Genomic DNA, 23502 nt, shown 5'->3' with positions numbered 1-23502 from the left:
TGGCCGTTGCCGCCTGACGTGACCCACCTGACGACCGCCCCCGCCCTGTGGCGGCGGTTGCACGTGGACCTGGGGCTCGTCGCCAGCAGTCGTTGACGGCCCGGACCGCGTCCGACCGCCCGACCTCCCCCTGACCCCACCTCTGACCCGAAGGTTTCGTCATGTCTGCCACCACCTCCGACGCCGCCGTGCCCGCGTCGTCTCCCACCGCTCGCCCCCGTCCCCCGCGCGTGCCCTTCTGGGCGCAGGTCTTCCTCGGCCTCGCCCTCGGGGTCGTCCTCGGCTTCGTCGCCCGCCAGTTCGACCAGGCCTGGCTGGCCGAGACCCTCAAGACCGTCGGCGGCATCTTCGTCCAGCTGCTCAAGGTCATCGTCGTGCCGCTCGTCCTCACCGCGATCATCGTCTCGATCGCCAACCTCCGGCAGGTCACGAACGCCGCGCGGCTCGCGGGCGAGACCCTCGTCTGGTTCGCGGTCACGGCCGCTGCCTCGGTGGTCGTCGGCATCACCCTCGGCCTCGTGACCAACCCGGGCGCCAGCGCCACCCTCGACACCAGCGCCGGTGAGGCCCCGAGCCGGACCGGCAGCTGGCTCGACTTCCTCACCTCGATCGTCCCCGGCAACGTCCTGGGCCTCGAGGTCTCGACCACCGCCGAGGACGGTGGGGCACTCAGCTCCAGCCCGTCGTTCAACATCCTCCAGCTCGTGGTGCTCGGCCTCGCGATCGGCGCGGCCTGCCTCTCGGTCGGCGCCAAGGCCGAGCCGTTCGTCAACCTGACCCGCAGCGCGCTCGAGGTCTTCAGCAAGCTCGTCTGGTGGGTCATCAAGCTGTCGCCGCTCGGCACCGCGGCGCTCATCGGCTCTGCCGTCGCCAACTATGGCTGGGACCTCGTCGGACCGCTCGCCATCTTCACCGCCGACGTCTACCTCGGCTGCGCCATCGTGCTGCTCGTCATCTATCCGATCGTTGCCCGGGCCAACGGTCTCAACCCCGTGAAGTTCTTCGCGGGAGCGTGGCCCGCGATCCAGTTCGCCTTCGTCTCGCGCAGCTCGATCGGCACCCTCCCACTGACCCAGCGCGTCGTCACCCACAACCTCGGTGTCTCGCGCGACTACGCATCCTTCGCGGTGCCGATCGGCGCCACGACCAAGATGGACGGCTGCGCGGCGATCTATCCGGCGTTGGCCGCGATCACCGTGGCCCAGCTGTTCGGGGTCGACCTCGGCGTCACCGACTACCTGCTCATCGCGTTCGTCTCGATCGTCGGGTCGGCAGCCACGGCGGGCCTCACCGGTGCGGTCGTCATGCTCACGCTGACCCTGTCGACGCTGGGCCTGCCGCTCGAGGGCGTCGGCCTCCTCCTCGCGATAGACCCGATCATCGACATGATCCGCACCGCCACCAACGTGGCCGGACAGGCGCTCATCCCGACGATCGTGGCCAAGCGCAACGGGCTGCTCGACCAGGACGTCTACGACGCCAACACCTTCGGTGGCGCCGACGCCCGTCTCGAGCTCGAGGAGGACGAGGCCACGGTCCCGGCCCCCGCCCCGGAGCGTGACCGCGTGGCGGTGCCCGCGTGAGCCCCGCGTCGCCGCGGCTCTCGCTGCTCGACCTCGCCGTCGTCGGTCGCGACCAGCCGATCGGTGAGGCCCTCGAGGCCAGCGTGACGCTGGCCCAGAAGGCCGACACGCTCGGCACGTTCGAGCGGCTGTGGTTCGCCGAGCACCACAACATGCCCTCGATCGCGTCGGCCGCCACCGCTGTCCTGCTCGCGCACGTCGCTGCCCGGACCGAGCGGATCCGGGTCGGCGCGGGTGGCGTCATGCTGCCGAACCACTCGCCGCTCGTCATCGCCGAGCAGTTCGGCACCCTCGCCGAGCTGCACCCGGGCCGCATCGACCTTGGTCTGGGCCGGGCGCCCGGCAGCGACCAGGTCACCACCCGCGCCCTGCGCGTCGACCCCCGGGCCTCGGAGCGGTTCCCGGAGGACGTCCTCGAGCTGCAGGGCTACCTCTCCGACGAGAGCCTCGTGCCGACGATCGACGCGATCCCCGGGCGAGGGACCAGGGTGCCGCTCTACATCCTCGGCAGCTCGCTGTTCGGCGCGCAGCTCGCTGCCCGGTTCGGGCTGCCCTACGCCTTCGCGAGCCACTTCGCACCGGACGCGCTCCAGCAGGCAGTCGCGGTCTACCGGCGCGACTTCCGCCCGTCGGAGCAGCTCGCCGAACCCCACGTCATCGCGGCGGTCAACGTCGTCGTCGCCGACGAGCAGGAGCGCGCCGAGGCACTGGCCGCCTCGGTGCTCCGGTCCCGCGTGCGTTCGCTCGCCTCCCGTGTCCCGGCGTATGCCGGCCAGCTCGACGAGCAGACCCTCGACGCGCTGATGGACTCGCCCGTCGCTGCGCAGGCCCGGCACATGATGACGTACTCCGCGGTGGGCGACATCACGACCGTGCGGGACTACCTCGGTCGGTTCGCGGAGCACGCGAGCGCCGACGAGGTCATGGTCACCAACGCCGCGCCGGGCCTCGACAACCGCCTCCGCGCCCTCGAGCTCCTCGCGTCCCCCTGACCCCAGCCCTCACCGACGACTGCCCACGCCCGTCGCCCCCCCACCCCGACACTTTCCGACCAATAGGTCACGAACTGGCGCGCGCCCGAGCGTTCATCCGCGCACTTCGTGACCTATTGGTCGAAAGCTGGCGCCAGGGGCTGGCTGGAGGGTCAGGGCTTCACTCGCCAGAGGCCCATGATTGAGCCGTCCTCCTCGAGGAGGTGGACGACCTCGGCGTCGAGGCCCGACGGGCCGCCCAGCGGGTTCCCGGCCACGACCCTCGTGTGGTCGCCGCCGACGATCCTCGGGGCGAGCGTCAGGGCGAGCTCGTCGACCACCCCGGCCTCGAGCAGGTCGTGGAAGAGACGGGGTCCGCCCTCAGTGAGGACACCCGGCATACCGGCATCGCGGAGGCGGGCCACCACGGCAGGCAGGTCCACCGTCTCGTCACCCTCGACCCACACGTGGTCGCCGTCGCGTCGGCCCGACGACGCGCAGGTTGCGAGAACCACATCGCCGGTCCCGGTCGCCAGCGACTCCGGGATACGCCCGCTGCGGCTCACGACGACGATCGGCGTGGGACCACGCCGGTAGCCCTCTGCGCGAGCGGTTCCCGCGCCCACGAGCACGCAGTGGGAAAGCTGCCGCTGCAGGTGGAAGATGCGTCCGTCGGGCTCGGTGTTGATCGAGCCGCTGCGGCCGTCCGCTCCGACACCGGACCCGTCGAGGGTGGACACGAAGTTGGCGCGTACCCCGCCGCCTTCGGGCCACGCGTAGAGCCGGGCGAGGTCGTCGTCGGTCACCGGCTCGGTGGGCAGGTGCCGCGCACGGGTGTCGAGGAGGAGGCGCACGGGGCCGAGTCTGGCACCCCACGAGGCGGTCGGTGCCTGACAGGATGCCGGGATGGCGACCACGAGCACGACCCCACCGGCCAGTGCGGCATACATCAAGGCTCTGCGGGTGGGGGAGGGCTTCGACCTGCTCGCCCTCGACCCCAGATCCACCCCGGGGTTCGACGGCGACAAGGCGGCGGGTGAGAAGGCCTTGGCGGCTCTCGGCGACCGGCTCGCGGAACTGCAGGAGCGGCTCTACGCGGAGTCCAAGGCCGGCGGTACCCGCTCGATGCTGCTGATCATCCAGGGCATGGACACCTCGGGCAAGGGCGGCGTCATGCGCCACGTCGTCGGCGCGTTCGACCCGCAGGGCGTGGACATCACGTCGTTCAAGGCACCCACGGCGGAGGAGAAGAAGCACCCGTTCCTCTGGCGGATCCGCAACGCACTGCCCACCGCCGGGCAGATCGGCGTCTTCGACAGGTCCCACTACGAGGACGTGCTCATCGTGCGCGTCCACGACCTCGTGCCGCAGAGCGAGTGGTCGGGCCGCTACGCGCAGATCAACGACTTCGAGGCCGAGGTCGTCGCGTCAGGCACCACCGTCGTCAAGGTGATGCTGCACATCTCGAGCGACGAGCAGAAGGAGCGGCTGTCCGAGCGGCTCGAGCGTCCGGACAAGCACTGGAAGTTCAACCCCGGCGACCTCGACGAGCGAGCGCACTGGGCGGACTACCAGGAGGCCTACCAGGCTGCGGTCGAACGCTGCTCGACCGACGGCGCTCCGTGGTTCGTCGTGCCGGCCGACCGCAAGTGGTACGCCCGCCTGGCCGTCATGAACCTCGTGCTGGAGCACCTCGAGGCACTGGACCTCCAGTGGCCGACGGCCGACTTCGACGTCGAGGCGGAGAAGCGCCGGCTTGCCACCATGCCCTGAGGCTCAGGCGAAGGTGCGGTCGAGCACCCGGGTCACCTCGGCGTCGCCGACGCCCGCGAGGGTGCCGAACGTCGCACCGTGACCCGAGGGGTCCAGACGCCCGGCGACGAACGTGTCGCTGACCGCGGCAGGGGAGTGCTGCACGAGCAGCGCGGCCTGCAGGGTCACGGCCAGGTGCTCGACGATGCGGCGCGCCTGCCACGGGGCCTCGTCGGTGGCCGCGAGGGCCACCAGGGCAGGGACCTCGTCGATCGCGCGGTCAAGGCCTCGGTCGTGTCCGCGCGCCCCGGACAGCTCCTTGTCGAGGGCGGCGACGCTCGCCGGCTCACGGGTCATGGCCCGCAGCACGTCAAGGGCACCGACGTTGCCCGAGCCCTCCCAGATGGAGTTGAGCGGCGCCTCACGGTAGAGACGGGCCATGCCGTTCTCCTCGACGTACCCCGCTCCGCCCAGGCACTCGAGCGCCTCCGCGACCATCGGCAAGGTGCGCTTGCACACCCAGAACTTGCCGAGCGCGACGCCGAGGCGCGCGAGGTCGCTCTCGCCCACATCGACTGCGTGCGCCATCCGCAGACCCAGCAGCTCCGCGGCCTCAGCCTCGACGGCGAGGTCCACGAGGACGTTGCGCATCAACGGCTGGTCGACGAGCCGGGCACCGAAGGCGGAGCGGTGGCGCGCGTGGTGCACCGCACGGACGGCCGCCTCCCGCATGGTCGCCGAGGAGCCGAGGATGCAGTCGAGCCGGGTGGAGGACACCATCTCGAGAATCGTGCGGATGCCTCGGCCGTCGTCGCCGACCCGCACCGCCCAGGCGCCCTCGAGCTCGACCTCGGACGAGGCGTTCGAGCGGTTGCCGAGCTTGTCCTTCAGCCGTTGCAGCCGCAGGGCGTTGCGGGTGCCGTCGTCCAACACCCGCGGCACGAGGAAGCAGGTGACCCCGGCGGGAGTCGTCGCCAGGACGAGGAAGACGTCGCTCATCGGCGCGGAGAAGAACCACTTGTGCCCGGTGAGGCGATAGGTCTCGCCGCCCTCGACCGGACCACCCGGGGTTGCGACCGCTCTGGTGACGTTGGCCCGCACGTCCGACCCGCCCTGCTTCTCGGTCATGCCCATCCCGGCGATCGCGGAGCGCTTCTCGCCGAACGGTGCCAGCGTCGGGTCGTAGTGCCGCGAGGCGAGCCGCGGGACCCAGCGCGCCGCGAGCTCGGGGGATGAGCGCAGGGCCGGCGCCGCGGCATACGTCATCGACACGGGGCACAGGTGGCCCGCCTCGGCACGTGACCACGTGACGAAGCCGGCGGCTCGGCGCAGGTGCGCTCCGCTTCCCGCCGGTCGAGTCCACGGCTCGGCGGTCAGCCCGTGGCCGACGGCCGTCCGCATGAGGTCGTGGTAGCCACGGTCGTAGTCCACCTCGTCGACGCGGGCTCCGGTGCGGTCGTGCGTGCGCAGGCGGGGCGGGTTGCGGTGCGCGTCGTCGGCCCACGCCTGCACCTCGGCCGAGCCGGCGTGTCGACCCAGGTCTGCCAAGGCCACGGAGTCCTCGAGGCGGCCCCACCGCTCCATGGCCTCGACGGCGACCGCGTCGCTGGTGAACAGGTCGTGCCCGACGAGGTCGGGCACCTGGTTCGCGACGTCGGAGGTGTCCACGCGCCGAACGGTAGCCCGCGCGCACCTCGCAGGGGGACAGTTGTGATCGGCTCGTGTCGCAGGGGCGCCGTGTCAGCGCAGGGGCGGCCGGGACTCGGCAGATAGCGTGGACGGGTGACCGATGTGAAGCGACGCCTGCGGGGCTGGCTGGCGCGGTTCCCCGCGCTGCTCGCCCTGGCTCGCCTCACGGTGGAGACGATCCGGATCTGTCTGCGCTACCGGGTGACCGGGCTGGCATCCGAGGCGGGCTTCTTCGCGCTGCTGTCGCTGCCGCCGCTCGTGCTCGGGCTCTTCGGCGGGGTCGGCTACGTCGGTCGCTGGCTGGGGCAGGACACCGTCGAGCAGGTGCGCGAGGCGGTGAGCGAGTATGCCGCCCGCTTCCTCACGGAGGACGTCATCTCGACGACGTTGTCGCCGACCGTCGACGACGTCTTCACGGACGGCCGCTTCGACCTCATCTCCGTGGGTTTCGTCCTGTCGCTGTGGTCGGGCTCGAGGGCCCTCAACGTGCTCGTCGACACGGTCGCGATCATGTACGGGCAGTCCGGGCTGAGGGGCATCGTTCCCACGCGGGCGCTGAGCTTCTCGCTCTACGTCGTCGCTCTCCTCGTGGGCGTCGTCATGATCCCGCTCGTGCTCATCGGGCCCACCCTCCTCGGGCAGTTCCTGCCGTCCGGGTGGGACTTCCTCACGGCGCTCTACTGGCCGGTGATGTCGCTGCTCGTCGTCGCCGCCTTCACGAGCCTCTACCACGTGTCCACACCGCGCCGGAGCCCGTGGACCCGGGACCTGCCCGGTGCCTTCATGACGCTCGGGATATGGGTCGTGGCGTCGTTCGCCGTGCGCGGGACGATCGCCGCGTCGCTGGGCGGGACCTCGATCTACGGTCCGCTGAGCGCTCCGATCGTGCTGCTCATCTGGCTCTACATGCTCGCCATCGCCGTCCTCATCGGCGCCGCGCTCAACGCGGCCATCCGCAACCTGTGGCCGTCCTCGGAGCAGCGGGGGCTCCGGGAGCGGTTCGCCGGCTGGGTCCGACCCGCGCGACCCGCCTCCACCACCGGCCGCGGTGACGCGGGCGAGGAGGGCGACGACAGCGGGAGTGCGCCCGAGGACGACCTGGACCTGGACGGCATACGGGACGCAGCCCGCCGCCCGCTGACCCCGATCAAGGACGACGAGACCCTCGTCATCCCGCGCATCCGGGTCGGTTCCGGGCGCTGAAACCAACGGGTTTGGAGTTCACGCGGCCCATCAGTTAATGTCTCTCCGCACGCCACAAGGGAAACCGAGTGGAGCGAAGTGCGGATGTAGCTCAGTTGGTAGAGCGCAACCTTGCCAAGGTTGAGGTCGCCGGTTCGAACCCGGTCATCCGCTCGGAGGGCAAGCCGCCCCTCAGATCTGGTGGAGTGGCCGAGAGGCGAGGCAGCGGCCTGCAAAGCCGTTTACACGGGTTCAAATCCCGTCTCCACCTCGAGTTCCACCCCTCACGGGGCGATTGGCGCAGCGGTAGCGCGCTTCCCTGACACGGAAGAGGTCACTGGTTCGATCCCAGTATCGCCCACTGAACGAGAACAGCCCCTGACCTGCAGGTATGCCGGTCAGGGGCTGTCTCGTTCACGCGTCGTGCGCAGGGGCTGGGGTCATCGCCCTGGTCACGCGCAGAAGGCCGCTCCCACCTCGGCGACGTTGGACTGGCTGCCGGGACGCTGTGGGAGCTTCCGCTCGCTTGCGGGTGGGGCGAGCACCCTCATGCACGCGGTTCCCGTGTGGGCCGGCCCAGCCGGGTTCGGATGGGGTCCAGCCGTGGCCGCGGCAGCAGCGGCCATGGCGGCGAGTGACGACAGGCAGCAGCCGGGTTGTCGTCCGGCCTGAAGTCTCGTCAGCGTCGGGCTACCCTGCGCCCGCGCGGCGGTGTCCCGGTGAGGTTGACCTCGCGGCGACGTCATAGAGCCGCTCGTTGAGGTCCATGCTGGCTTGGCGCAGGAGTGCAAAGGCGTCATCATCCGACACGTGCTTGACGGCCATGATGATGCCGACGGCAGTGGAGATGTGTCGGCTGGAGCCGAGTGCTTTCGTGAGGTTGTCCCGGTCGCGCTGACGCAGCTCCGCCTCGATCGACAGGGCAGCCAACGGGACGACCACCGAGGCCGCCGTCACGTCCTCGTCGGTGAAGGCCCCCTGTCCGCTGGAGGAGAAGGACATCGCGGCGTGATCGTCTCCACCGACCGGCAGTCGGATGCTCAGCACGCTTCGCACCCGCGTGCCCTCGGTACACCGGGGACCGAAGGTCGGCCATCGGTCGTCCGTCGAGACGTCGTGCGACAGCAGAACCGACGGCCCCGTTGACCCGTCGAGGAGCGGCCCCTCGCGGCACTGGTGCTGCAACGCGTCCATCTCTCGCAGGGTGTCGTCCGAGACATCGACGATGACGGACTTTCGTCCGGCCCGGATCAGGCTCAACCCGACGTGCTCGGCGCGGGGGAGCGCGAGGGTGGCGAGCCGGATCACCTGGCCCGGGCTCACCACGTGGTCGGAACCGGAGAGCCGCTCGACGATGGCCCTGAGGTGCGTCACCAGCTCGTGTTCACGGTCGGTAGATCCTGAGCCATTGCTACGTCCCCCTTCAGGGGTGGGCCGCCCTGCGGGCGGCTGCTTCCTCGTCAGGGTAGGCCACCCGGGCGCCGGCCCCTCCGTCCCCGCGAATGGCCTCCCGGGAGTGTGTGACCCGCACGTGCTGGGTAGGGCATGGTCAGGTCGGTGGGTTCAGCCGTTGATGCTCGCGTGGCCAGGCATCCTCGTCAGCGTCATTGATCGCGACGGCTGACGGGGATGCCGCCGTTCGACCTCGCCAGCTCAGCCGCCTCCACTGAGGCCACTGCGCGCCGGCGCGGTTGGCCGTTCCTCCTGGGGGTAAGGCGCGGTCATGGAGACGTCAGGTGGGTGAGGGGCTGGTCTTCGGCGCCATCGGGTCGAGCGCGCTCGTCCTCGGTGCGGTCGTCGGCGGTCGGGTTCAGATCCCGAAACGCGTCCTCGCCGCGATGCTGGCCTTCGCGTCGGGCGCGCTCATCACCGCTCTGGCCTTCGAGCTGTTCGAGGACTCGCACGAGCAGGGTGGGCTGTGGCGCGCCGGGTTGGGGCTGATGGCAGGAGCGGTGGTCTTCACCGTGGTGAGCCAGCGGCTCGACCGCGCGGCCGCGGGAGACCGGCCCGACGAGGACCACGGCAGCGACAAGCTCGACAAGGACGCTGCGTCGCAGGCCGAGGCCCCGTCGCACGCCTCGGTGACGGGCTCCGCAGGACTGGCGCTGCTCGCAGCGGTCACCCTCGACGGGGTGCCGGAGAACATCGCCCTCGGGGTGTCCGTGGGTGAGGGCACCGGAGGAGTCGCGCTCCTCGCCGCGATCTTCGTCTCCAACTTCCCCGAGGCCCTCGTGGGCAGCGCGTCGATGCGTGCTCAGGGCCGTTCGCAGGGCTTCATCGTGGGCGTGTGGTTCGGCTGTGCAGTGCTGCTTGCCGTGGCCGTGGCCGTGGGTGCGGGGCCGCTGTCCAACGCCGACCCGAAGACCCTCTCGTGGCCGCTCGCCTTCGCGGCGGGTGCCGTGCTCGCGTCGCTCGCCGACACGCTCATGCCCGAAGCCTACGAGGACGGGGGACCGGCGGTCGCGCTCAGCACGGCAGCCGGGTTCGTCCTCTCCTACGTCCTCGCGACCCTGTAGTTCCCTCCTCCTCGAGGGGATGCAACTTGCCGCGGGCGGCGCCCGCCTCGCCGGGTGACGGGAGGCGGGCGCCGGGGTCCCGGTCCGGATCGGGGTTCTACTTCACCTCGGCTCGACGGACGAGCACGAGCCCCACCGCCATGGGCAGGAGGAACCAGAGCGCACCGGAGACCGCGAGGTGCTGCCACTGCTCACCCGTGAGGCTGCCGTTGTAGAGCGGGTTCTGCGCGTAGGTGTAGTCGACCCAGGGCTGGAGGTCGGCGAACCACTGCTGGTTGGCGGCCAGCAGTCCGAGCAGGGGTGGGAGGACCAGCGTGTAGACGAAGTACGTGACGATCGCTCCGGCCGAGTTGCGGATGACGAGGCCGAGCATGAACCCGAAGAGCATCCCGAGGACGCTGGCCAGCACGATGTGGAGGAACTGGACGGCGGAGACGTTCCAGACCGGGTCCACGTCGGCGATGGCGCTCCCGACGAGCGTGCCGAGGGTCCCGACGACGAGCGCGATGAGCATCGACACGATCCCCACCGTGATGGCGGCCAGCAGCTTGGCGCCGAGCACCCTGCCCCGGTGGGGGACCAGGGTGAACGTCGTGAGGCCGCTGCGTTGGCTCCACTCGCTCGCCACGGCGAGGATCCCGATCATCGGGAGGATGACGGTCATCGGGGCGCCGATCGCTGCGGCGAAGTTGTCGAAGGTGAGCTGGTCGTCGGGCGCGAACGCGATGATCGCGGCCGTGGCGAGCACGCTCGTGATGACGATGCTGGCCATGAGCCAGAACCCGGAGCGGGTGTCGAACATCTTGCGGAGCTCGACCCTGACGAGGCGGAGCAGGGGAATCCGCGCCCCGGGCGTGCGGGCCCGGGCGACGGCGGCCACGGACCGGGAGTCCGAGGCGGTGAGGACGGTGGTGGTCATGCTGCTGCTCCTTCACGCTGCGTGTCTGCGGTGAGCTGGAGGAACATGTCCTCGAGCCCTGCCCCGCCGGCGGCGCGGAGCTCGGTGACGACCAGGCCTGCGGCGAGGGCGACCTCGCCGACCTGGTCGGGTGAGGCGTCGGTGTGGGCGCTGCCGTCGGCATGGAGCGTCATGGCCAGGCCGGCGGCCTCCATCGCCCGGGTCAGTGCCGCGCCGTCGCGGGCGCGGACCACCGTGCCGGCCTCGTCGAGGAGGTCGGCCTTGGTGCCCCGAGCCACGATGCGGCCGTTGCCGATGACGACGAGGTCGTCCGCGATGACCTCGATCTCGTGCAGGAGGTGCGACGAGAGCAGGACGGTGCCACCCCGGTCGGCGAACCCGCGCAGGAGGTCACGCATCCAGCGGATTCCAGCGGGGTCGAGCCCGTTCGCAGGCTCGTCCAGGATGAGGGTCTGGGGGTCGCCGATGAGGGCGGTGCCGATGCCGAGCCGCTGGCGCATCCCCAACGAGTAGTCACGCACGCGCCGGTCGGCCTCGGTGGGGGTGAGGCTGACGAGGTCCAGCATCTGCTGCACCCGAGCCCGTGGCAGGCCCATCGTCTGCTGCGCCAGGGCGAGGATCTCGCGGCCGGTGCGCCCGGCGTGCTGCGCTGACGCGTCGAGGAGGACGCCGACCTCGGTGCCGGGGTTGGGCAGGTCGCTGAACCGGTACCCGTCGATCGTGGCCGTGCCGGAGGTGGCCGGGGTCAGTCCGACGATGATGCGCATCGTCGTCGACTTGCCGGCGCCGTTGGGCCCGAGGAACCCGGTGACGCGACCGGTGGCCGCGGTGAACGAGACGTCGTCGACGGCGGTGGGACCGCGTCCGTACGTCTTGGTGACTGCTTCGACTGTGATCATGCCGAGAAGCGTCGCGCCGACGGCGGTGCCGGCACATCGGGGAGAGCCCCTGCTCCCACCCTGACCCGACCCTGAGGTCGGCTCGGGGCGACCCGTACCGTGTGCCGCATGGCTCACCGCAACAGCGTCAGCGTGGAGCGCGTGGTCCCTGCCACCGCCGACAAGATCTTCGACCTGCTGGTCGACCCGGCCCGTCACCTCGACATCGACGGGTCCGGCACGGTGCGGCGCGCGCGATCAGGCGGGCGGCGGCTCCGCCTCGGTGACTCCTTCGGCATGGACATGAAGCTCGGCGCGAGGTACTCGACCCGCAACGAGGTCGTCGAGCTGGTCGAGGACAGGCGGATCGCCTGGCGCACCCTGGCGCCCTTCCCGCTGTCCCTGCTCTTCACGGGTCGGACGTGGCGCTACGAGCTGGAGCCGGTCGACGGCGGCACCCTCGTCCGGGAGACCTGGGACCTCAGCACCGAGGCCTTCCCCGGTCGTCCCGCGGTCCGCCGCATGGCGGGGACGACCCGGCGCAACATGGACCGGACACTGGCACGGATCGAGGAGATCGTCACCGCCTGACGTCGCCGACGCGTCCCGCCGCCGTGCCGGGCCGCGGCCTACGATCAGCCCATGGCTCACGACGCACGCCCCGGGAGTTCCCTCAGCAACCGCGTCTACGAGGCCGAGCTGGTCCGGCTCCAGGCCGAGCTGGTCAAGGTGCAGGAGTGGGTCAAGGCCGAGAAGCAGCGCATCGTCGTGATCTTCGAGGGGCGGGACGCCGCGGGGAAGGGCGGCACGATCAAGCGGATCACGGAGTACCTGAGTCCGCGCAACGTCCGCATCGCGGCCCTCCCGACGCCGACCGAGCGTGAGCAGACGCAGTGGTACTTCCAGCGCTACATCGAGCACCTGCCGGCTGCCGGGGAGATCACCCTCTTCGACCGCTCCTGGTACAACCGGGCCGGGGTGGAGCGGGTGATGGGCTACTGCACCCCGAACGAGCACCGACGGTTCCTGCACCAGTGCCCGATCTTCGAGCGTCTGCTCGTCGAGGACGGCATCCTGCTGCGCAAGTACTGGTTCTCCGTGAGCGACTCCGAGCAGCAGCGACGCTTCGCCTCCCGGCTGCAGGACCCGATGCGGCACTGGAAGCTCTCACCCATGGACCTCGAGTCGATCACCCGCTGGGAGGACTACTCACGAGCCAAGGACGAGATGATGGTGCACACCGACATCCCGGAGGCCCCGTGGTTCGTCGTCGAGTCGGACTCGAAGAAGCGTGCGCGGCTCAACATGATGGCCCACCTCCTGTCCACCATCCCGTACGTCGACGTCCCGCTGCCCACGCTCGACCTGCCGGACCGCCCCGAGCCGCGAGGGTACGAGCGCCCGCCCCGCGAGCACACGACGTACGTCCCCGACCACAGCGCCACCCTCGCCTGACGACGCGTCACGGCGCGCGGTGCCGGGCCGCCTCCTGCGTGATCCACTCGGTCGCCGGGCGTGGGGTGATCCCACGCTCCCGCAACGGGGCGTCGTCCCACGCGACATCGGTGCGGTCCATCATCACGCCGGTGCCGAAGATGCTGGCCATCGCGTCGTTGGGTCGCGCGAGCACCTTCATCAGGACCCGCGCCAGGGGCAGGGGAGCCCGCCGGACCGTGAACGACCTCCCCGAGGCGCGCTCGGCCACCACGACGGCCTCGTTGCGGCTCAGCGCCTCCGGTCCGCCGAACTCGACCACGTCGGGCGGGTCCGCCTCGACCGCCACGGCAGCCACGAGGGCGGCGACGTCGTCCGTGGCCACCCAGCGGCGCTTCCGGTTCCCCGTTCCGAAGGTGGCCACCTTGCCCGCGGCGATGTCGAAGCGACCGAGCGGAGCGAGGTGCACCTCCTGGAAGGCGTCCGGTCGCACGATGACCCGCTGGAGGCTCGACGAGCCGAGCCGCGACTCCATCGCCATCTTGGCGCGCTCCAGGGGCGTGCCGAGCGCCCCGTCGATCCCCGCGTAGGACACGTAGACGAACCGTTGCACCCCGCTGGCCTCGGCCGCGTCCACGAGCCGTGCCATGCCGACCTCGTCGACCTCGCGGATCGATGGTCCCTTCGCGCCGGCGAGGCGGCGACCGATGGCGGTCGCGCTGGCCACGACGACGTCGGCGCCCTCGCACGCGGCACGCAGGGAGCCCGGGTCCGTCAGGTCCCCGGCAACGACCTCGGCGCCGGCCGCGGACAGCGCAGCGCCATTCGAGCCGGGCCTGACCAGGCAGCGCACCGCCTGGCCGTCATCGACCAAGTGATGGACGATCCGGCTCCCCAGGTCACCGGTGCCCCCTACGACGAGAATCATCGGGTCTCCCTTCGCCGTTGTGCCGGCAGCGCCCGGTCAGGTGCGGTGGGGCCGGCTGGTCCGTGCGTCCGTCAGGTGCTGAAGCCGCCCTCGGCGCGCCCCTTGACGATGCCGTAGTGGCGTTCGGAGTCGAAGCCGGACCGGAACTCCTCGACCTCCGACTCCAGGACGGCCGGGTCCGCACCGTCCCAGTCGGCGTACCCCTGTGACAGCCCCTCCTCACGACCGGCGCGCACCGAGGCGGAGGCGAGTCGTTCGAGGACGTCCGCCGGAAGGTGGCGGATCACGGCTCCGGCCTCTCGACGCTCGCCCATGGTGGCGAGGCGCGCGATCTCGTCGACGTGCTCCGCGGTGAGGCGGGCACCGGAGACGAGTCGCGTCTGGATCGTCGCCAGAACGGCCTGGCGGTCCTCGGCGGGGAGCGACGCGAGGCCGGCGCGGGTGACCGACCTCATGGCGTCGACCGGAGCCGTCCGCAGCTGGTAGCGGAACTCGCGAACCGACGCTGTCTCGTCGGTGCCGACCTCTCGCTCACGCCTGTGCCGCTGCGGCCACATGGGTCAACGGTAGACCCGGCGGCCGACCGCGGGAAGGCGTTTGCGGACTCGCCCATCCCATCGACGACGCCGCCGGAGATCGGGCCCTTTGGCCCGAGACGAGCCCGCGGACGTGGAGGACGGTGGTTGCATGACCACGAACGCGCCCCCCTCGGACCTCGCCATCGCCCGCGCCGCCCACCTCGAGCCGATCACCGCGGTCGCCGAGGCGGCGGGCATCCCGCTCGACCGTCTAGAGCCCTACGGCCGGCACGTCGCCAAGATCGACCTCGGCGCCGAGCAGGACCTCGCGGACCGCCCCAGAGCGCGGTACGTCGTCATCACCGCCATCACCCCGACGCCGCTGGGGGAGGGCAAGACGACCACGGCGGTCGGGCTCGCACAGGGCCTGAACCAGCTCGGTCACCGCGCCACACTGGCCCTGCGTCAACCCTCCATGGGCCCGACCTTCGGGATCAAGGGAGGGGCCGCCGGGGCCGGCTTCAGCCAGGTGCTGCCGATGGAGACGCTCAACCTGCACCTCACCGGCGACTTCCACGCGGTGACCGCGGCCCACAACCTCCTGGCCGCGATGCTCGACAACTCGCTCCACCACGGCAACGACCTGGGCATCGACCCCCGCAACATCTCGTGGCGGCGGGTGCTCGACGTCAACGACCGGGCCCTCAGGGGGATCGTCGAGGGCCTCGGTGCCCGGATCGACGGCGTTCCCCGGCAGTCGGGGTTCGACATCACCGCGGCCAGCGAGGTCATGGTGGTGCTCTCCCTCGCGACGTCCCTCGCCGACCTCAGGAGCCGGCTCGGCCGGATCGTCGTGGGCTTCACCCTGGAGGGCCGCCCGGTGACCGCAGACGACCTGCACGCCGCGGGCGCGATGGCAGTGATCCTCAAGGACGCGCTCATGCCGAACCTCATGCAGACCACCGAGAACACGCCCGTCCTCATCCACACCGGTCCGTTCGGCAACATCGCCACGGGCAACTCGTCGGTCATGGCCGACCGCATCGGCATCCACACCGGGGACTACCTCCTCACCGAGGCCGGCTTCGGGTCCGACATGGGGGCTGAGCGCTTCTTCAACCTCAAGTGCCGCGTCTCGGGGCTCACCCCGGACGCCGCCGTCCTCGTGGCCACCGTGCGGTCGCTGAAGGCGCACTCCGGGCGGTTCGCCGTCGTCGCCGGCCGGCCACTGCCGCCAGAGATGCTGCTGGAGGACCCGGAGGCCGTCCGCGCGGGGGCGGCGAACCTGCGCCGGCACATCGAGATCGTCCGGTCGTTCGGCGTGCCACCGGTCGTGGCCGTCAACGCGTTTCCCACCGACCACGACTCCGAGCTGGACGTCATCCGCGCGGTGGCCGAGGCCGAGGGGGCGCGCGTCGCGGTCTCGACCCACGTGGTCGACGGGGGGAAGGGGGCGACCGACCTCGCCGCGGTCGTCGCCGAGGCCTGCGACGACCCTCACGAGCTGCGCTGCACCTACGAGCTGGACGAGCCGCTGCGGACGAAGATCGAGGCGGTCGCGACGAAGGTCTACGGCGCCGACGGCGTCGACTTCTCGCCGACGGCGGCCAGGGACCTCGCGAGGTTCGAGGTGCTCGGCTACGGCGGCTTCCCGGTCGTCATCGCCAAGACGCACTTGTCCATCTCGTCCGACCCCGCGCTGCGGGGAGACCCCCGCGGATGGCGTATGCCGGTGCGCGAGGTCCGCGTCGCGGCCGGGGCCGGCTACGTCTACGCCATCAGCGGCGAGATGCGCACCATGCCTGGGCTGCCGAAGCACCCCGCGGCGGCCTCGATCGACCTCGACGAGGACGGCCAGGTCGTCGGGCTGTTCTGAGCGAGCCGGCGGCAGGAGGACGGACGTGACCAGGCGCAGGACCACGCGCGGTCGACCGCCGGTGCTGCCCGGTGTGGCCGCGCTCCGGTCGTACGACCGCACGTGGCTGCGCGGTGACGTGCTCGCGGGCGTGACCGTGGCGGCATACCTCGTCCCGCAGGTCATGGCGTATGCCGGCGTGGCCGGTCTGCCGGCCGCCGCAGGGCTCTGGGCCGCCTGCGTCTCGATGGTCGTGTACGGACTCCTCGGTTCGTCGACGCAGCTCTCCGTCGGACCCGAGTCGACCACGGCGCTCATGACCGCTGTCGCGCTCGGTGGCCTGGCCGCCGGTGACCCGGGTCGCTACGCGGCACTGGCGGCCGCGCTCGCCGCTCTCGTGGGGGGAATCTGCCTGGCGGCCTGGGCACTGCGCCTGGCCTTCGTGGCGGAGCTGCTCTCGCGGCCGGTGCTCGCCGGATACATGGCCGGCGTGGCGGCGCTCATGGTCGTGAGCCAGCTCGACACCCTCACCGGACTGGAGGTGTCCGGCGACACCGCGGTGGCCGAGGTCGGCTCCGTCCTGCGGCAGCTGGGGGAGGTCCATGTGCCCACCGCCCTGCTGGCCCTCGTGGTGCTCACGCTGCTCGTCCTGGCGCACCGGGTGTGGCCACGGCTTCCCGGCCCGCTCCTGGCCGTCGTGCTGTCGGCGGCGGCCGTGACGGTGCTCGACCTCCAGTCCCGGGGGATCGAGGTCGTCGGGGCGGTGCCCCGGACCGTGCCGTCGCTCCGGCTCCCGGACCTCACGCTCCAGGACCTGCGCACGCTCCTCCCGGCGGCGCTGGGGATCGCGGTCGTCGCCTACACCGACAACGTGCTCACGGGCCGGGCGTTCGGCGAACGCCGCGAGTCGACCCCCGACGCCTCGCAGGAGCTGCTCGCGCTCGGCGCCGCCAACCTCGCCGTGTCGGCCACCCAGGGATTCCCCGTCAGCAGCAGCGGGAGCCGGACGGCCATCGTCGACGCGGCAGGGGGACGCAGCCAGGTGAACGCGCTCGTGGCGCTGGCCACCGTCGTGCTCGCCGTCCTCGTCCTCAACCCCGTGCTGGCGGCCTTCCCCCTGGCGGCGCTGGGCGCGCTCGTGGTCCATGCCGGCATCCGGCTGGTCGACGTGGCCCTCTTCCGCCGCATCTTCGCGTTCCGGACGACGGAGGGGGCACTCGCGGTGGGCACCACGCTCGCGGTGCTCGTCGTCGGCATCCTGCCCGGTGTCCTCGTCGCCATCGTGCTGTCACTGCTCGACCTGCTCCACCGGGTGACCCGCCCGCACGACGGGATCCTCGGCCACGTCCCGGGGGTGGCCGGCATGCACGACGTGGACGACTACCCCACGGCGACAACGGTTCCCGGTCTGGTCGTCTACCGCTACGACTCACCGCTCTTCTTCGCGAACGCCGACGACTTCCTCACGCGGGCGCTGGCCGCGGTGGACGCCGCTCCCACTCCCGCTCGGTGGCTGCTGCTCAACATGGAGGCGAACGTGACGGTGGACATCACGGCGGCGGATGCGTTGGAGACGCTGCGGGCCCAGCTCGAGCGACGCGGCGTGCTGCTGGCGCTCAGCAGGGTCAAGCAGGACCTGCGCGAGGAGCTGGAGCGCACCGGGTTCCTGGCCCGGGTGGGGGAGGAGCGGGTCTTCATGACCCTGCCGTTCGCCGTCGACGGGTATGCCGCGTGGTCGGCCCTCCACCCTGCCCCGCCCAGCGGTATGGAGGGCGCACGATGACGCCGTTCACGCGTCGCTGGGTCCGGTGGACGGTGGCCGGGGAGATGGCGGGTTTCGTCGCGCCCGCCGTCGTCGGGGTGCTGACGGCGGGCTGGCCTGCGCGGCTCGCGCTGCCCTCCCTCGTCGCCGCCGGAGCCGTCGAGGGCCTCCTGCTCGGGGCTGCGCAGGGGCACGTCCTCTCGTCGGCGATCCCCGGCCTGGACGCCCGGAGGTTCGCTGGACTCACCGCGGGGGCGGCGGCGCTCGCCTACGTGGTGGGCATGCTGCCGTCGTCCCTGGGCGCGGCCGGCTCCGACGTCCCGCTGGCTCTGCTCGCCGCGGCCGCTCTCGTCGGCGGCGTGGTCCTCCTGGGCTCGATCGGGACGGCACAGTTCCTCGAGCTGCGGCGGCACGTCAGCCGCAGCTGGACGTGGGTGCTCACGACGGCCGCGGCCTGGCTCGTCGCCCTCGCGGTGTTCCTGCTTGTCGCGACCCCCCTGTGGCGACCGGGTCAGCCCGTCGTCCTGTCCGTGCTCATCGGTCTCGGGGCAGCGCTGTGCATGGCCACCATGGTGGCCCTCATCACCGGACGTGCGGCCCAGCGGCTGGTAAACCGGGCCCCCGCGCCGGCGCACACCGCCCACCCGCTGCGCTGACCCCCTCAGAGGCGGGGCCAGTCGTGGCGCAGCAGCCAGACGAGCACGATGACGGCCGGGACGGCATACGCCCAGACCCCCCAGCCGAAGAGCAGCAGGAGGGCGTGGAAGGCCAGCACGGCCACCCAGCCGGCCCGGGCCGGGCGCCCGCCCAGCAGCAGCAGGACGCCCAGGGTGGCCTCGCCGCCGGCGAAAAGGAAGATTCACAGCCGGGGGTCGGCCATGACGATCTCCGACCACCCGGTCCGGACGAACGCGAACAGCCCCCTCTCGGCGAAGGACTCGTGGTGTCCGCCGTCGGCGTCGGGTCGGGCACCTACTCCCACGCCTTCTGGCCGGGGCCGTGGTAGACGAGTGCCTTCATGGTCGTTCCTCTCGGTGCACGGGGCGGCCGCGTCGCCGCCCACACCCATTCCACGGCTCAGCCGTCACCGTCGACAGGGTCCGAGGTCCCGCTGCGGCACCGGGATCGGCGCCGCGGCGGCACGCCGACGGGGGCGGACGGCATACTGCGACCATGACGTTCTCGATCGTGGCCCGCTCGGCGGACGGGACGTCGTGGGGCGTGGCGGTCGCCTCCAAGTTCCTCGCCGCAGGCAGTGCCGTGCCCGCCGCCGTCGCCGGCATCGGCGCCATCGCCACGCAGGCCCTGGCCAACGTGTCCTACAAGGCCCAGGCGCTCGCGCTCCTTGACGAGGGCGCCACCGCGTCGGTGGCGCTCCAACGCCTCATCGACGACGACGAGGGCCGGGACCAGCGCCAGGTGGGCATCGTCGACCTGGACGGCCTGGCCGCGACCTACACCGGGGCCGCCTGCCTCGACTGGGCCGGCGGTGAGACGGGGGAGGGGGTCGCCATCCAGGGCAACATCCTCACCGGTCCCGAGGTGGTCGCCGCGATGCGCGCCTCGTGGGACGAGGGGGATCCCGCCGCGCCCTTGGCCGAGCGGCTCCTCGCCGCGCTGCGCGCCGGTGACGAGGCCGGCGGGGACCGGCGCGGCCGGGAGTCGGCGGCGCTGCTCGTCGTCACGGAGGGCGGCGGCATCGGCGGGTTCGACGACGTGCAGGTGGACCTGCGGGTGGACCACCACGACGACCCGGTGACCGAGCTGGAGAAGCTCCTCGCCATCCACGGCACCTACTTCCCCGACGTGCCACTGGACGAGCGCGTCCCCGACACCCCCGAGCTCATGGCCGAGCTCGACTCGCGGGCCCGCTCGCTGGGTCTGCCGGGGCTCATGGAGTGGATGGGCCAGCACAACCTCGAGGGGTACGGCGGCCCGGACTGGACGGCCCGCACCGTCGTGGACCGGCTGCGGGCCGCCACGCCGGAGTGGCGGTCCGGCTGAGCCCACCTCGTCGCGACGACGGTGGCGACTCGCGGCGAGCGCCGAGCTGGACCACGAGGGGAACCGTGCGGCATACGATCGGGTCGTGTCAGCTGACCCGTCGCAGAGTCCTGCGCCCCTCGCGACGCCCACCTCACCCGAGGGTGCGCGGTGGCCCCTCTCGTCCCTCGACCTCGACGACCTCGTCGAGGAGCTGCGAGGCCGGGCCAGCTCGGCCCGTGAGTCGCAGGAGCGCCTGAGCTCTCTGCTCGACGCCGTCCTCGCGGTCAGCTCCAACCTCGAGCTCGGTGAGGTCCTCCAGCGCATCGTCCTCGTGGCCTGCGAGCTGGTCGACGCGACCTACGGCGCACTAGGGGTCCTCGGGCCGAGCGGCGAGGAGCTCGTGGAGTTCGTCACCCATGGACTGACGCCGGAGCAGCGGGAGGCCATCGGACCCCTGCCGCACGGCCATGGGCTCCTCGGTCTGGTCATCGAGAGCCCGGTGCCGCAACGGGTCCGGGTCATCAGCGAGCACCCTGACTCCTACGGCTTCCCGCCGAACCACCCGCCGATGACGAGCTTCCTCGGTGCTCCCGTCCGGATCCGCGACCAGGTCTTCGGCAACCTCTACCTCACCGACAAGCGGACCGCCCCGGAGTTCAGCGAGGACGACGAGGCGATCCTCGGTGCCCTCGCGGCCGCGGCCGGTGTGGCGATCGAGAACGCGCGTCTCTACGACAGGGTGCGGGTCCAGCAGCAGTGGGCCGAGGTCATCGGCAACGCCACCCAGGACCTGCTCGCCGGGCAGGACCAGGCCGAGGTCCTCGCCGGCGTCGCCACCCAGGTGCGCGACCTCACCTACGCGGCGTCGTGCGTGGTGGCGCTCAGCCGCGAGTCCGACCTGGTGCTGACCGCGCTGGCCGGTCGATCGACCCTCGAGGAGTCGCCGGAGGTGGGCGCCGGCGTGCGCGACGCCGAGGTCCGCGCGGCGCTCCTCGAGCCGGCGCAGCTCGTTCCGCACGGCGAACGGGGCACCCGGGCCCTCGTGCCGCTGGCCCTGGGAACCACCCGCATCGGCATCCTCGTCGTCGAGTGGGCCGAGGGTGAGCAGTCCCCGCACCTCCCGATGCTGACCGACTTCGGCAGCGGGCTCGCGGTGTCGCTGGGCGCGGCGAGCGCCCGCACCGAACGTGCGCGGTCTGACCTCTTCGAGGACCGCGAGCGCATCGCCCGCGACATGCACGACAACGTCATCCAGCGCCTCTTCGCCACCGGGATGTCCCTCCAGTCGGCGGCGCCGCTCAGTGACCCCCACGTGCGCGCCAAGCTCGACACGGCGGTCGACGAGCTCGATGCGGCGATCAAGGACATCCGGCACGCGATCTTCGCCCTCCACCGGGTCCCGGGTGCCCGGCCCCTCAGCGCCGAGATCGCGACCGTCTGTGGTGACGCCGCCGTGACGCTCGGCTTCGCACCGGAGCTCCGCCTCTCCGGGCGCACGGCCGACATCCCCGAGGCGGTCTCGGCCGAGCTCCTGGCCGTCGTCCGTGAGGCCCTCAGCAACGTCGCCCGCCACGCCTCGGCGTCCTCGGTCCAGGTGTCCGTCGAGGTCGGGGACGACGTGCGCGTCCTCGTCGTCGACGACGGACGCGGGGTGCCGGCCCAGGCGGTCCGCTCCGGGCTGGCCAATCTCGCCCGCCGCGCCGAGCGGCGTGGAGGCTCCTTCGGTCTCGAGCCGGGCGTTCCCACGGGGACCGTGCTGTCGTGGAGCGTCCCGTTGGAGGACCGGGGGCCACTCGGGACCTAGTTCCCTAGTGGGTCCTGCCCACCCGGACAAGGCTCTGACCATGACCATTCAGCGCCCCGACGAGGGCACGACGTTGCGCCACCCCGTCCGGCGTCCGATGCACGGACCCGTGGTGGTGGGATACGACGAGTCCCCCGAGGCCGAGACCGCCCTGCGATGGGCGGCGGACTGGGCGAGCACGCGTGGCGCTGCCCTGGTGGTCGTGTATGCCGTGAGCCCGCCGCTCTCACTGACGTGGGCCTCCTCGAAGACGCCCGCGCCCGAGCTGCTCCGGCGGGCTGCGGAGCGGATCGCACGTCGCGGGGCCGCGCGGGCGCGACGGGGCCACCCGCGCCTCGAGGTGCGGGAGCTGGGCGCCGTGGGGAGTCCTGCCGCCGAGCTCGTCGCCATGTCGCAGTCGGCCGAGCTCGTCGTGGTGGGCCGCCGGTCGGAGAAGGCGAGGGCCGACACGAGCCTGGGCTCGGTCTCCTTCGCCCTCGGCATGCACGCGCGGTGCCCGGTCACCGTCGTCCAGGGCTCCGACGCGGCGGAGATCGGTCCGGGCCGGCCCGTGGTCGTCGGCGTCGACTCGTCGCGGCCCTCGGCCCGGGCGCTGCAGTTCGCCGCCGAGGCGGCCTCCGCGGCCGGGGCACGGCTCGTCGTCGTCTCCGCGTGGTCCGGGCCTCGCCAGGAGCCGTGGATGGCCGACCTGTGGCCGGACTCGGGTGCCGCGGCCGCGCGGCTGTCCGACGGGGCCTCCGGCAGGGCCGCGGCGAGTGTGCAGGAGGCGGTCGCGCTCGTGGAGGAGTGGCACCCCGAGGTCGAGGTGGTGACCCGCGCGCCGCAGGGGCTCGCCCAGGAGGTGCTGCTCGACGAGGCGCGCGACGCCGGTCTGCTCGTCGTCGGGTCGCGCGGCCAGGGGGGCTTCGCCGGTCTCGAGCTCGGGTCGGTGAGCCGGTCCCTGCTGCGCCAGGCCGACCTGCCCGTCGCCGTGGTGCGTGACGGCGGAATCTGACGCTTCGGCCTAGGCTTGCGGCACCAACGAAGGAGCCTGTCGATGATCCGTGTCTTCCTGCTCGACGACCACGAGGTGGTTCGCCGCGGCCTGCGAGAGCTGCTCGAGGTCGAGGACGACCTCGAGGTGGTGGGGGAGTCCGGGAGTGCCCAGGAGGCCACCCGCCGCATCCCGGCCCTGCGTCCGCACGTCATGATCCTCGACGCCCGGCTGCCGGACGGGTCGGGCATCGACGTGTGCCGCGACGTGCGGTCGGTCGACCCCTCCGTCGCCGGCATCGTCCTCACGTCCTTCGACGACGACGAGGCGCTGCGCTCTGCGGTGCTCGCCGGGGCCGCCGGCTACCTCCTCAAGGACATCCGGGGCAGCCGCCTCGTGGACAGCATCCGGCAGGTCGCGGCAGGCGAGAGCCTGCTCGACGACAGCGTGGTGTCGCGGTTGCGGGCCCAGTGGGGCCACGACGTCGAGGACCCGCGGCTCAAGGGGCTCTCGCCCCAGGAGCGCCGGATCCTCGAGCACATCGCCGAGGGCCTCACCAACCGCCAGATCGGCGAGGTGCTGGGGCTCGCCGAGAAGACGGTCAAGAACTACGTGACCTCGGTGCTCGCCAAGCTGGGCATGGAGCGGCGGACGCAGGCCGCGGTCTACATGGCCGGCAAGGAGCGCCGCGGCGAGTCGCCGCACTGAGGGACCAAGGGCCCTAGGACGGCCGCGCCGGCCGCGCCACGCTC

22 protein-coding genes and 3 tRNA genes are annotated in these 23502 nt (G+C 72.0%); 17 read left to right on the top strand and 8 right to left on the bottom strand.

All coding sequences use genetic code 11. The features are described from left to right. Window positions 1–161: 161 nt before the first annotated feature. Both ACOJV9_RS06750 and ACOJV9_RS06745 read left to right on the top strand, forming a co-directional pair. Complete coding sequence (locus tag ACOJV9_RS06750) at window positions 162–1583, top strand: dicarboxylate/amino acid:cation symporter (RefSeq protein WP_420184422.1); 1422 nt, start codon at window positions 162–164, stop codon at window positions 1581–1583. Further along, window positions 1580–2575, top strand: coding sequence for an LLM class flavin-dependent oxidoreductase (locus ACOJV9_RS06745; protein ID WP_420184421.1), 996 nt, complete (start codon window positions 1580–1582; stop codon window positions 2573–2575). Before ACOJV9_RS06750 ends, ACOJV9_RS06745 begins: the two co-directional genes overlap by 4 nt. Window positions 2576–2727: 152 nt before the next feature. Here ACOJV9_RS06745 and ACOJV9_RS06740 read toward each other — a convergent pair whose 3' ends face one another. Then, entirely contained in the window at window positions 2728–3408 is a 681-nt protein-coding gene (locus tag ACOJV9_RS06740) for a dihydrofolate reductase family protein (RefSeq protein ID WP_420184420.1), read from the bottom strand. A 52-nt stretch (window positions 3409–3460) separates the two neighbouring features. Here ACOJV9_RS06740 and ACOJV9_RS06735 point away from each other — a divergent pair, with 52 nt between their 5' ends. Beyond that, complete coding sequence (locus ACOJV9_RS06735) at window positions 3461–4327, top strand: polyphosphate kinase 2 family protein (protein ID WP_420184419.1); 867 nt, start codon at window positions 3461–3463, stop codon at window positions 4325–4327. A gap of 3 nt (window positions 4328–4330) precedes the next feature. Here ACOJV9_RS06735 and ACOJV9_RS06730 read toward each other — a convergent pair whose 3' ends face one another. Then, window positions 4331–5974 carry an acyl-CoA dehydrogenase family protein gene (locus ACOJV9_RS06730; RefSeq protein WP_420184418.1) on the bottom strand — a complete coding sequence of 548 codons (1644 nt, stop codon included), beginning with the start codon at window positions 5972–5974 and terminating at the stop codon, window positions 4331–4333. Window positions 5975–6088: 114 nt separating this feature from the next. Between ACOJV9_RS06730 and ACOJV9_RS06725 the strand changes: the two genes are divergently transcribed. The 4 genes from ACOJV9_RS06725 to ACOJV9_RS06710 all read left to right on the top strand — a co-directional run bounded on the left by ACOJV9_RS06725 (window position 6089) and on the right by ACOJV9_RS06710 (window position 7538). Then, window positions 6089–7198 (top strand): YihY/virulence factor BrkB family protein, encoded by a 1110-nt coding sequence (locus ACOJV9_RS06725; RefSeq protein ID WP_420184417.1) that lies wholly within the window; start codon window positions 6089–6091, stop codon window positions 7196–7198. 80 nt (window positions 7199–7278) lie between these two features. Then, window positions 7279–7351, top strand: a tRNA-Gly gene (locus ACOJV9_RS06720). A gap of 26 nt (window positions 7352–7377) precedes the next feature. Then, window positions 7378–7448, top strand: a tRNA-Cys gene (locus ACOJV9_RS06715). An 18-nt stretch (window positions 7449–7466) separates the two neighbouring features. After that, window positions 7467–7538 (top strand) — tRNA-Val (locus ACOJV9_RS06710). 329 nt (window positions 7539–7867) lie between these two features. Here the strand turns inward: ACOJV9_RS06710 and ACOJV9_RS06705 are convergent. Beyond that, the gene (locus tag ACOJV9_RS06705) at window positions 7868–8551 is read right to left on the bottom strand and encodes an ANTAR domain-containing protein (protein ID WP_420184416.1); all 684 of its coding nucleotides are present in this window, start codon (window positions 8549–8551) and stop codon (window positions 7868–7870) included. A 362-nt stretch (window positions 8552–8913) separates the two neighbouring features. Here ACOJV9_RS06705 and ACOJV9_RS06700 point away from each other — a divergent pair, with 362 nt between their 5' ends. After that, a complete protein-coding gene (locus ACOJV9_RS06700) occupies window positions 8914–9693 on the top strand; it encodes a ZIP family metal transporter (RefSeq protein WP_420184415.1) in 780 nt (259 codons plus the stop codon). 97 nt (window positions 9694–9790) lie between these two features. Here ACOJV9_RS06700 and ACOJV9_RS06695 read toward each other — a convergent pair whose 3' ends face one another. Both ACOJV9_RS06695 and ACOJV9_RS06690 read right to left on the bottom strand, forming a co-directional pair. After that, a complete protein-coding gene (locus tag ACOJV9_RS06695; RefSeq protein WP_420184414.1) occupies window positions 9791–10612 on the bottom strand; it encodes an ABC transporter permease in 822 nt (273 codons plus the stop codon). Then, window positions 10609–11511 carry an ATP-binding cassette domain-containing protein gene (locus ACOJV9_RS06690; RefSeq protein WP_420184413.1) on the bottom strand — a complete coding sequence of 301 codons (903 nt, stop codon included), beginning with the start codon at window positions 11509–11511 and terminating at the stop codon, window positions 10609–10611. Before ACOJV9_RS06690 ends, ACOJV9_RS06695 begins: the two co-directional genes overlap by 4 nt. A gap of 108 nt (window positions 11512–11619) precedes the next feature. On the opposite strand from ACOJV9_RS06690, the gene ACOJV9_RS06685 reads away from it, so the two are divergent. Both ACOJV9_RS06685 and ppk2 read left to right on the top strand, forming a co-directional pair. After that, a complete protein-coding gene (locus ACOJV9_RS06685) occupies window positions 11620–12081 on the top strand; it encodes an SRPBCC family protein (RefSeq protein WP_420184412.1) in 462 nt (153 codons plus the stop codon). A 51-nt stretch (window positions 12082–12132) separates the two neighbouring features. After that, window positions 12133–12945: a polyphosphate kinase 2 gene (ppk2, locus tag ACOJV9_RS06680; RefSeq protein WP_420184411.1), complete on the top strand. Its 813-nt coding sequence runs from the start codon at window positions 12133–12135 to the stop codon at window positions 12943–12945. 7 nt (window positions 12946–12952) lie between these two features. On the opposite strand, the gene ACOJV9_RS06675 is transcribed toward ppk2, so the two are convergent. Next, window positions 12953–13852 carry an SDR family oxidoreductase gene (locus ACOJV9_RS06675; protein WP_420184410.1) on the bottom strand — a complete coding sequence of 300 codons (900 nt, stop codon included), beginning with the start codon at window positions 13850–13852 and terminating at the stop codon, window positions 12953–12955. Window positions 13853–13923: 71 nt separating this feature from the next. Then, window positions 13924–14409, bottom strand: coding sequence for a hypothetical protein (locus ACOJV9_RS06670; protein WP_420184409.1), 486 nt, complete (start codon window positions 14407–14409; stop codon window positions 13924–13926). Window positions 14410–14539: 130 nt separating this feature from the next. Here ACOJV9_RS06670 and ACOJV9_RS06665 point away from each other — a divergent pair, with 130 nt between their 5' ends. Genes ACOJV9_RS06665 through ACOJV9_RS06655 form a run of 3 tightly spaced genes read left to right on the top strand, consistent with a single transcriptional unit; the run spans window position 14540 to window position 18643 of the window. Next, entirely contained in the window at window positions 14540–16246 is a 1707-nt protein-coding gene (locus ACOJV9_RS06665) for a formate--tetrahydrofolate ligase (protein WP_420184408.1), read from the top strand. A gap of 25 nt (window positions 16247–16271) precedes the next feature. After that, on the top strand, window positions 16272–18008 hold the full coding sequence (locus tag ACOJV9_RS06660) for a SulP family inorganic anion transporter (RefSeq protein WP_420184407.1): 1737 nt from the start codon (window positions 16272–16274) through the stop codon (window positions 18006–18008). Next, window positions 18005–18643: a hypothetical protein gene (locus ACOJV9_RS06655; protein WP_420184406.1), complete on the top strand. Its 639-nt coding sequence runs from the start codon at window positions 18005–18007 to the stop codon at window positions 18641–18643. The genes ACOJV9_RS06660 and ACOJV9_RS06655 overlap by 4 nt, the downstream gene beginning before the upstream one ends. Window positions 18644–18846: 203 nt before the next feature. Here the strand turns inward: ACOJV9_RS06655 and ACOJV9_RS06650 are convergent, their stop codons facing one another. After that, window positions 18847–18969 carry a hypothetical protein gene (locus ACOJV9_RS06650; RefSeq protein ID WP_420184405.1) on the bottom strand — a complete coding sequence of 41 codons (123 nt, stop codon included), beginning with the start codon at window positions 18967–18969 and terminating at the stop codon, window positions 18847–18849. A gap of 191 nt (window positions 18970–19160) precedes the next feature. Here ACOJV9_RS06650 and ACOJV9_RS06645 point away from each other — a divergent pair, with 191 nt between their 5' ends. The 4 genes from ACOJV9_RS06645 to ACOJV9_RS06630 all read left to right on the top strand — a co-directional run bounded on the left by ACOJV9_RS06645 (window position 19161) and on the right by ACOJV9_RS06630 (window position 23458). Next, complete coding sequence (locus tag ACOJV9_RS06645) at window positions 19161–19991, top strand: DUF1028 domain-containing protein (protein ID WP_420184404.1); 831 nt, start codon at window positions 19161–19163, stop codon at window positions 19989–19991. 85 nt (window positions 19992–20076) lie between these two features. Continuing rightward, window positions 20077–21777 (top strand): GAF domain-containing sensor histidine kinase, encoded by a 1701-nt coding sequence (locus tag ACOJV9_RS06640; RefSeq protein WP_420184403.1) that lies wholly within the window; start codon window positions 20077–20079, stop codon window positions 21775–21777. A gap of 40 nt (window positions 21778–21817) precedes the next feature. Next, a complete protein-coding gene (locus ACOJV9_RS06635) occupies window positions 21818–22771 on the top strand; it encodes a universal stress protein (protein ID WP_420184402.1) in 954 nt (317 codons plus the stop codon). Window positions 22772–22813: 42 nt separating this feature from the next. After that, window positions 22814–23458, top strand: coding sequence for a response regulator (locus ACOJV9_RS06630; protein WP_420184401.1), 645 nt, complete (start codon window positions 22814–22816; stop codon window positions 23456–23458). Window positions 23459–23502: the final 44 nt, after the last annotated feature.

Origin of the sequence: Knoellia terrae (genome assembly GCF_048606435.1) — a bacterium.
Classification (GTDB): domain Bacteria; phylum Actinomycetota; class Actinomycetes; order Actinomycetales; family Dermatophilaceae; genus Knoellia; species Knoellia terrae.
The sequence above is the reverse complement of the archived record's forward strand: the minus strand, read 5'-3'. Positions and strand labels throughout refer to the sequence as shown.

Bases quoted from the DNA above. Each gene is read 5' to 3' on its own strand.
- ACOJV9_RS06630 (WP_420184401.1), top strand. From the start codon at position 22,814: ATGATCCGTGTCTTCCTGCTCGACGACCACGAGGTGGTTCGCCGCGGC.
- ACOJV9_RS06655 (WP_420184406.1), top strand. From the start codon at position 18,005: ATGACGCCGTTCACGCGTCGCTGGGTCCGGTGGACGGTGGCCGGGGAG.
- ACOJV9_RS06695 (WP_420184414.1), bottom strand. From the start codon at position 10,612: ATGACCACCACCGTCCTCACCGCCTCGGACTCCCGGTCCGTGGCCGCC.
- ACOJV9_RS06645 (WP_420184404.1), top strand. From the start codon at position 19,161: ATGACGTTCTCGATCGTGGCCCGCTCGGCGGACGGGACGTCGTGGGGC.
- ACOJV9_RS06635 (WP_420184402.1), top strand. From the start codon at position 21,818: ATGACCATTCAGCGCCCCGACGAGGGCACGACGTTGCGCCACCCCGTC.
- ppk2 (WP_420184411.1), top strand. From the start codon at position 12,133: ATGGCTCACGACGCACGCCCCGGGAGTTCCCTCAGCAACCGCGTCTAC.
- ACOJV9_RS06665 (WP_420184408.1), top strand. From the start codon at position 14,540: ATGACCACGAACGCGCCCCCCTCGGACCTCGCCATCGCCCGCGCCGCC.
- ACOJV9_RS06735 (WP_420184419.1), top strand. From the start codon at position 3,461: ATGGCGACCACGAGCACGACCCCACCGGCCAGTGCGGCATACATCAAG.
- ACOJV9_RS06675 (WP_420184410.1), bottom strand. From the start codon at position 13,852: ATGATTCTCGTCGTAGGGGGCACCGGTGACCTGGGGAGCCGGATCGTC.
- ACOJV9_RS06690 (WP_420184413.1), bottom strand. From the start codon at position 11,511: ATGATCACAGTCGAAGCAGTCACCAAGACGTACGGACGCGGTCCCACC.
- ACOJV9_RS06685 (WP_420184412.1), top strand. From the start codon at position 11,620: ATGGCTCACCGCAACAGCGTCAGCGTGGAGCGCGTGGTCCCTGCCACC.
- ACOJV9_RS06750 (WP_420184422.1), top strand. From the start codon at position 162: ATGTCTGCCACCACCTCCGACGCCGCCGTGCCCGCGTCGTCTCCCACC.
- ACOJV9_RS06670 (WP_420184409.1), bottom strand. From the start codon at position 14,409: ATGTGGCCGCAGCGGCACAGGCGTGAGCGAGAGGTCGGCACCGACGAG.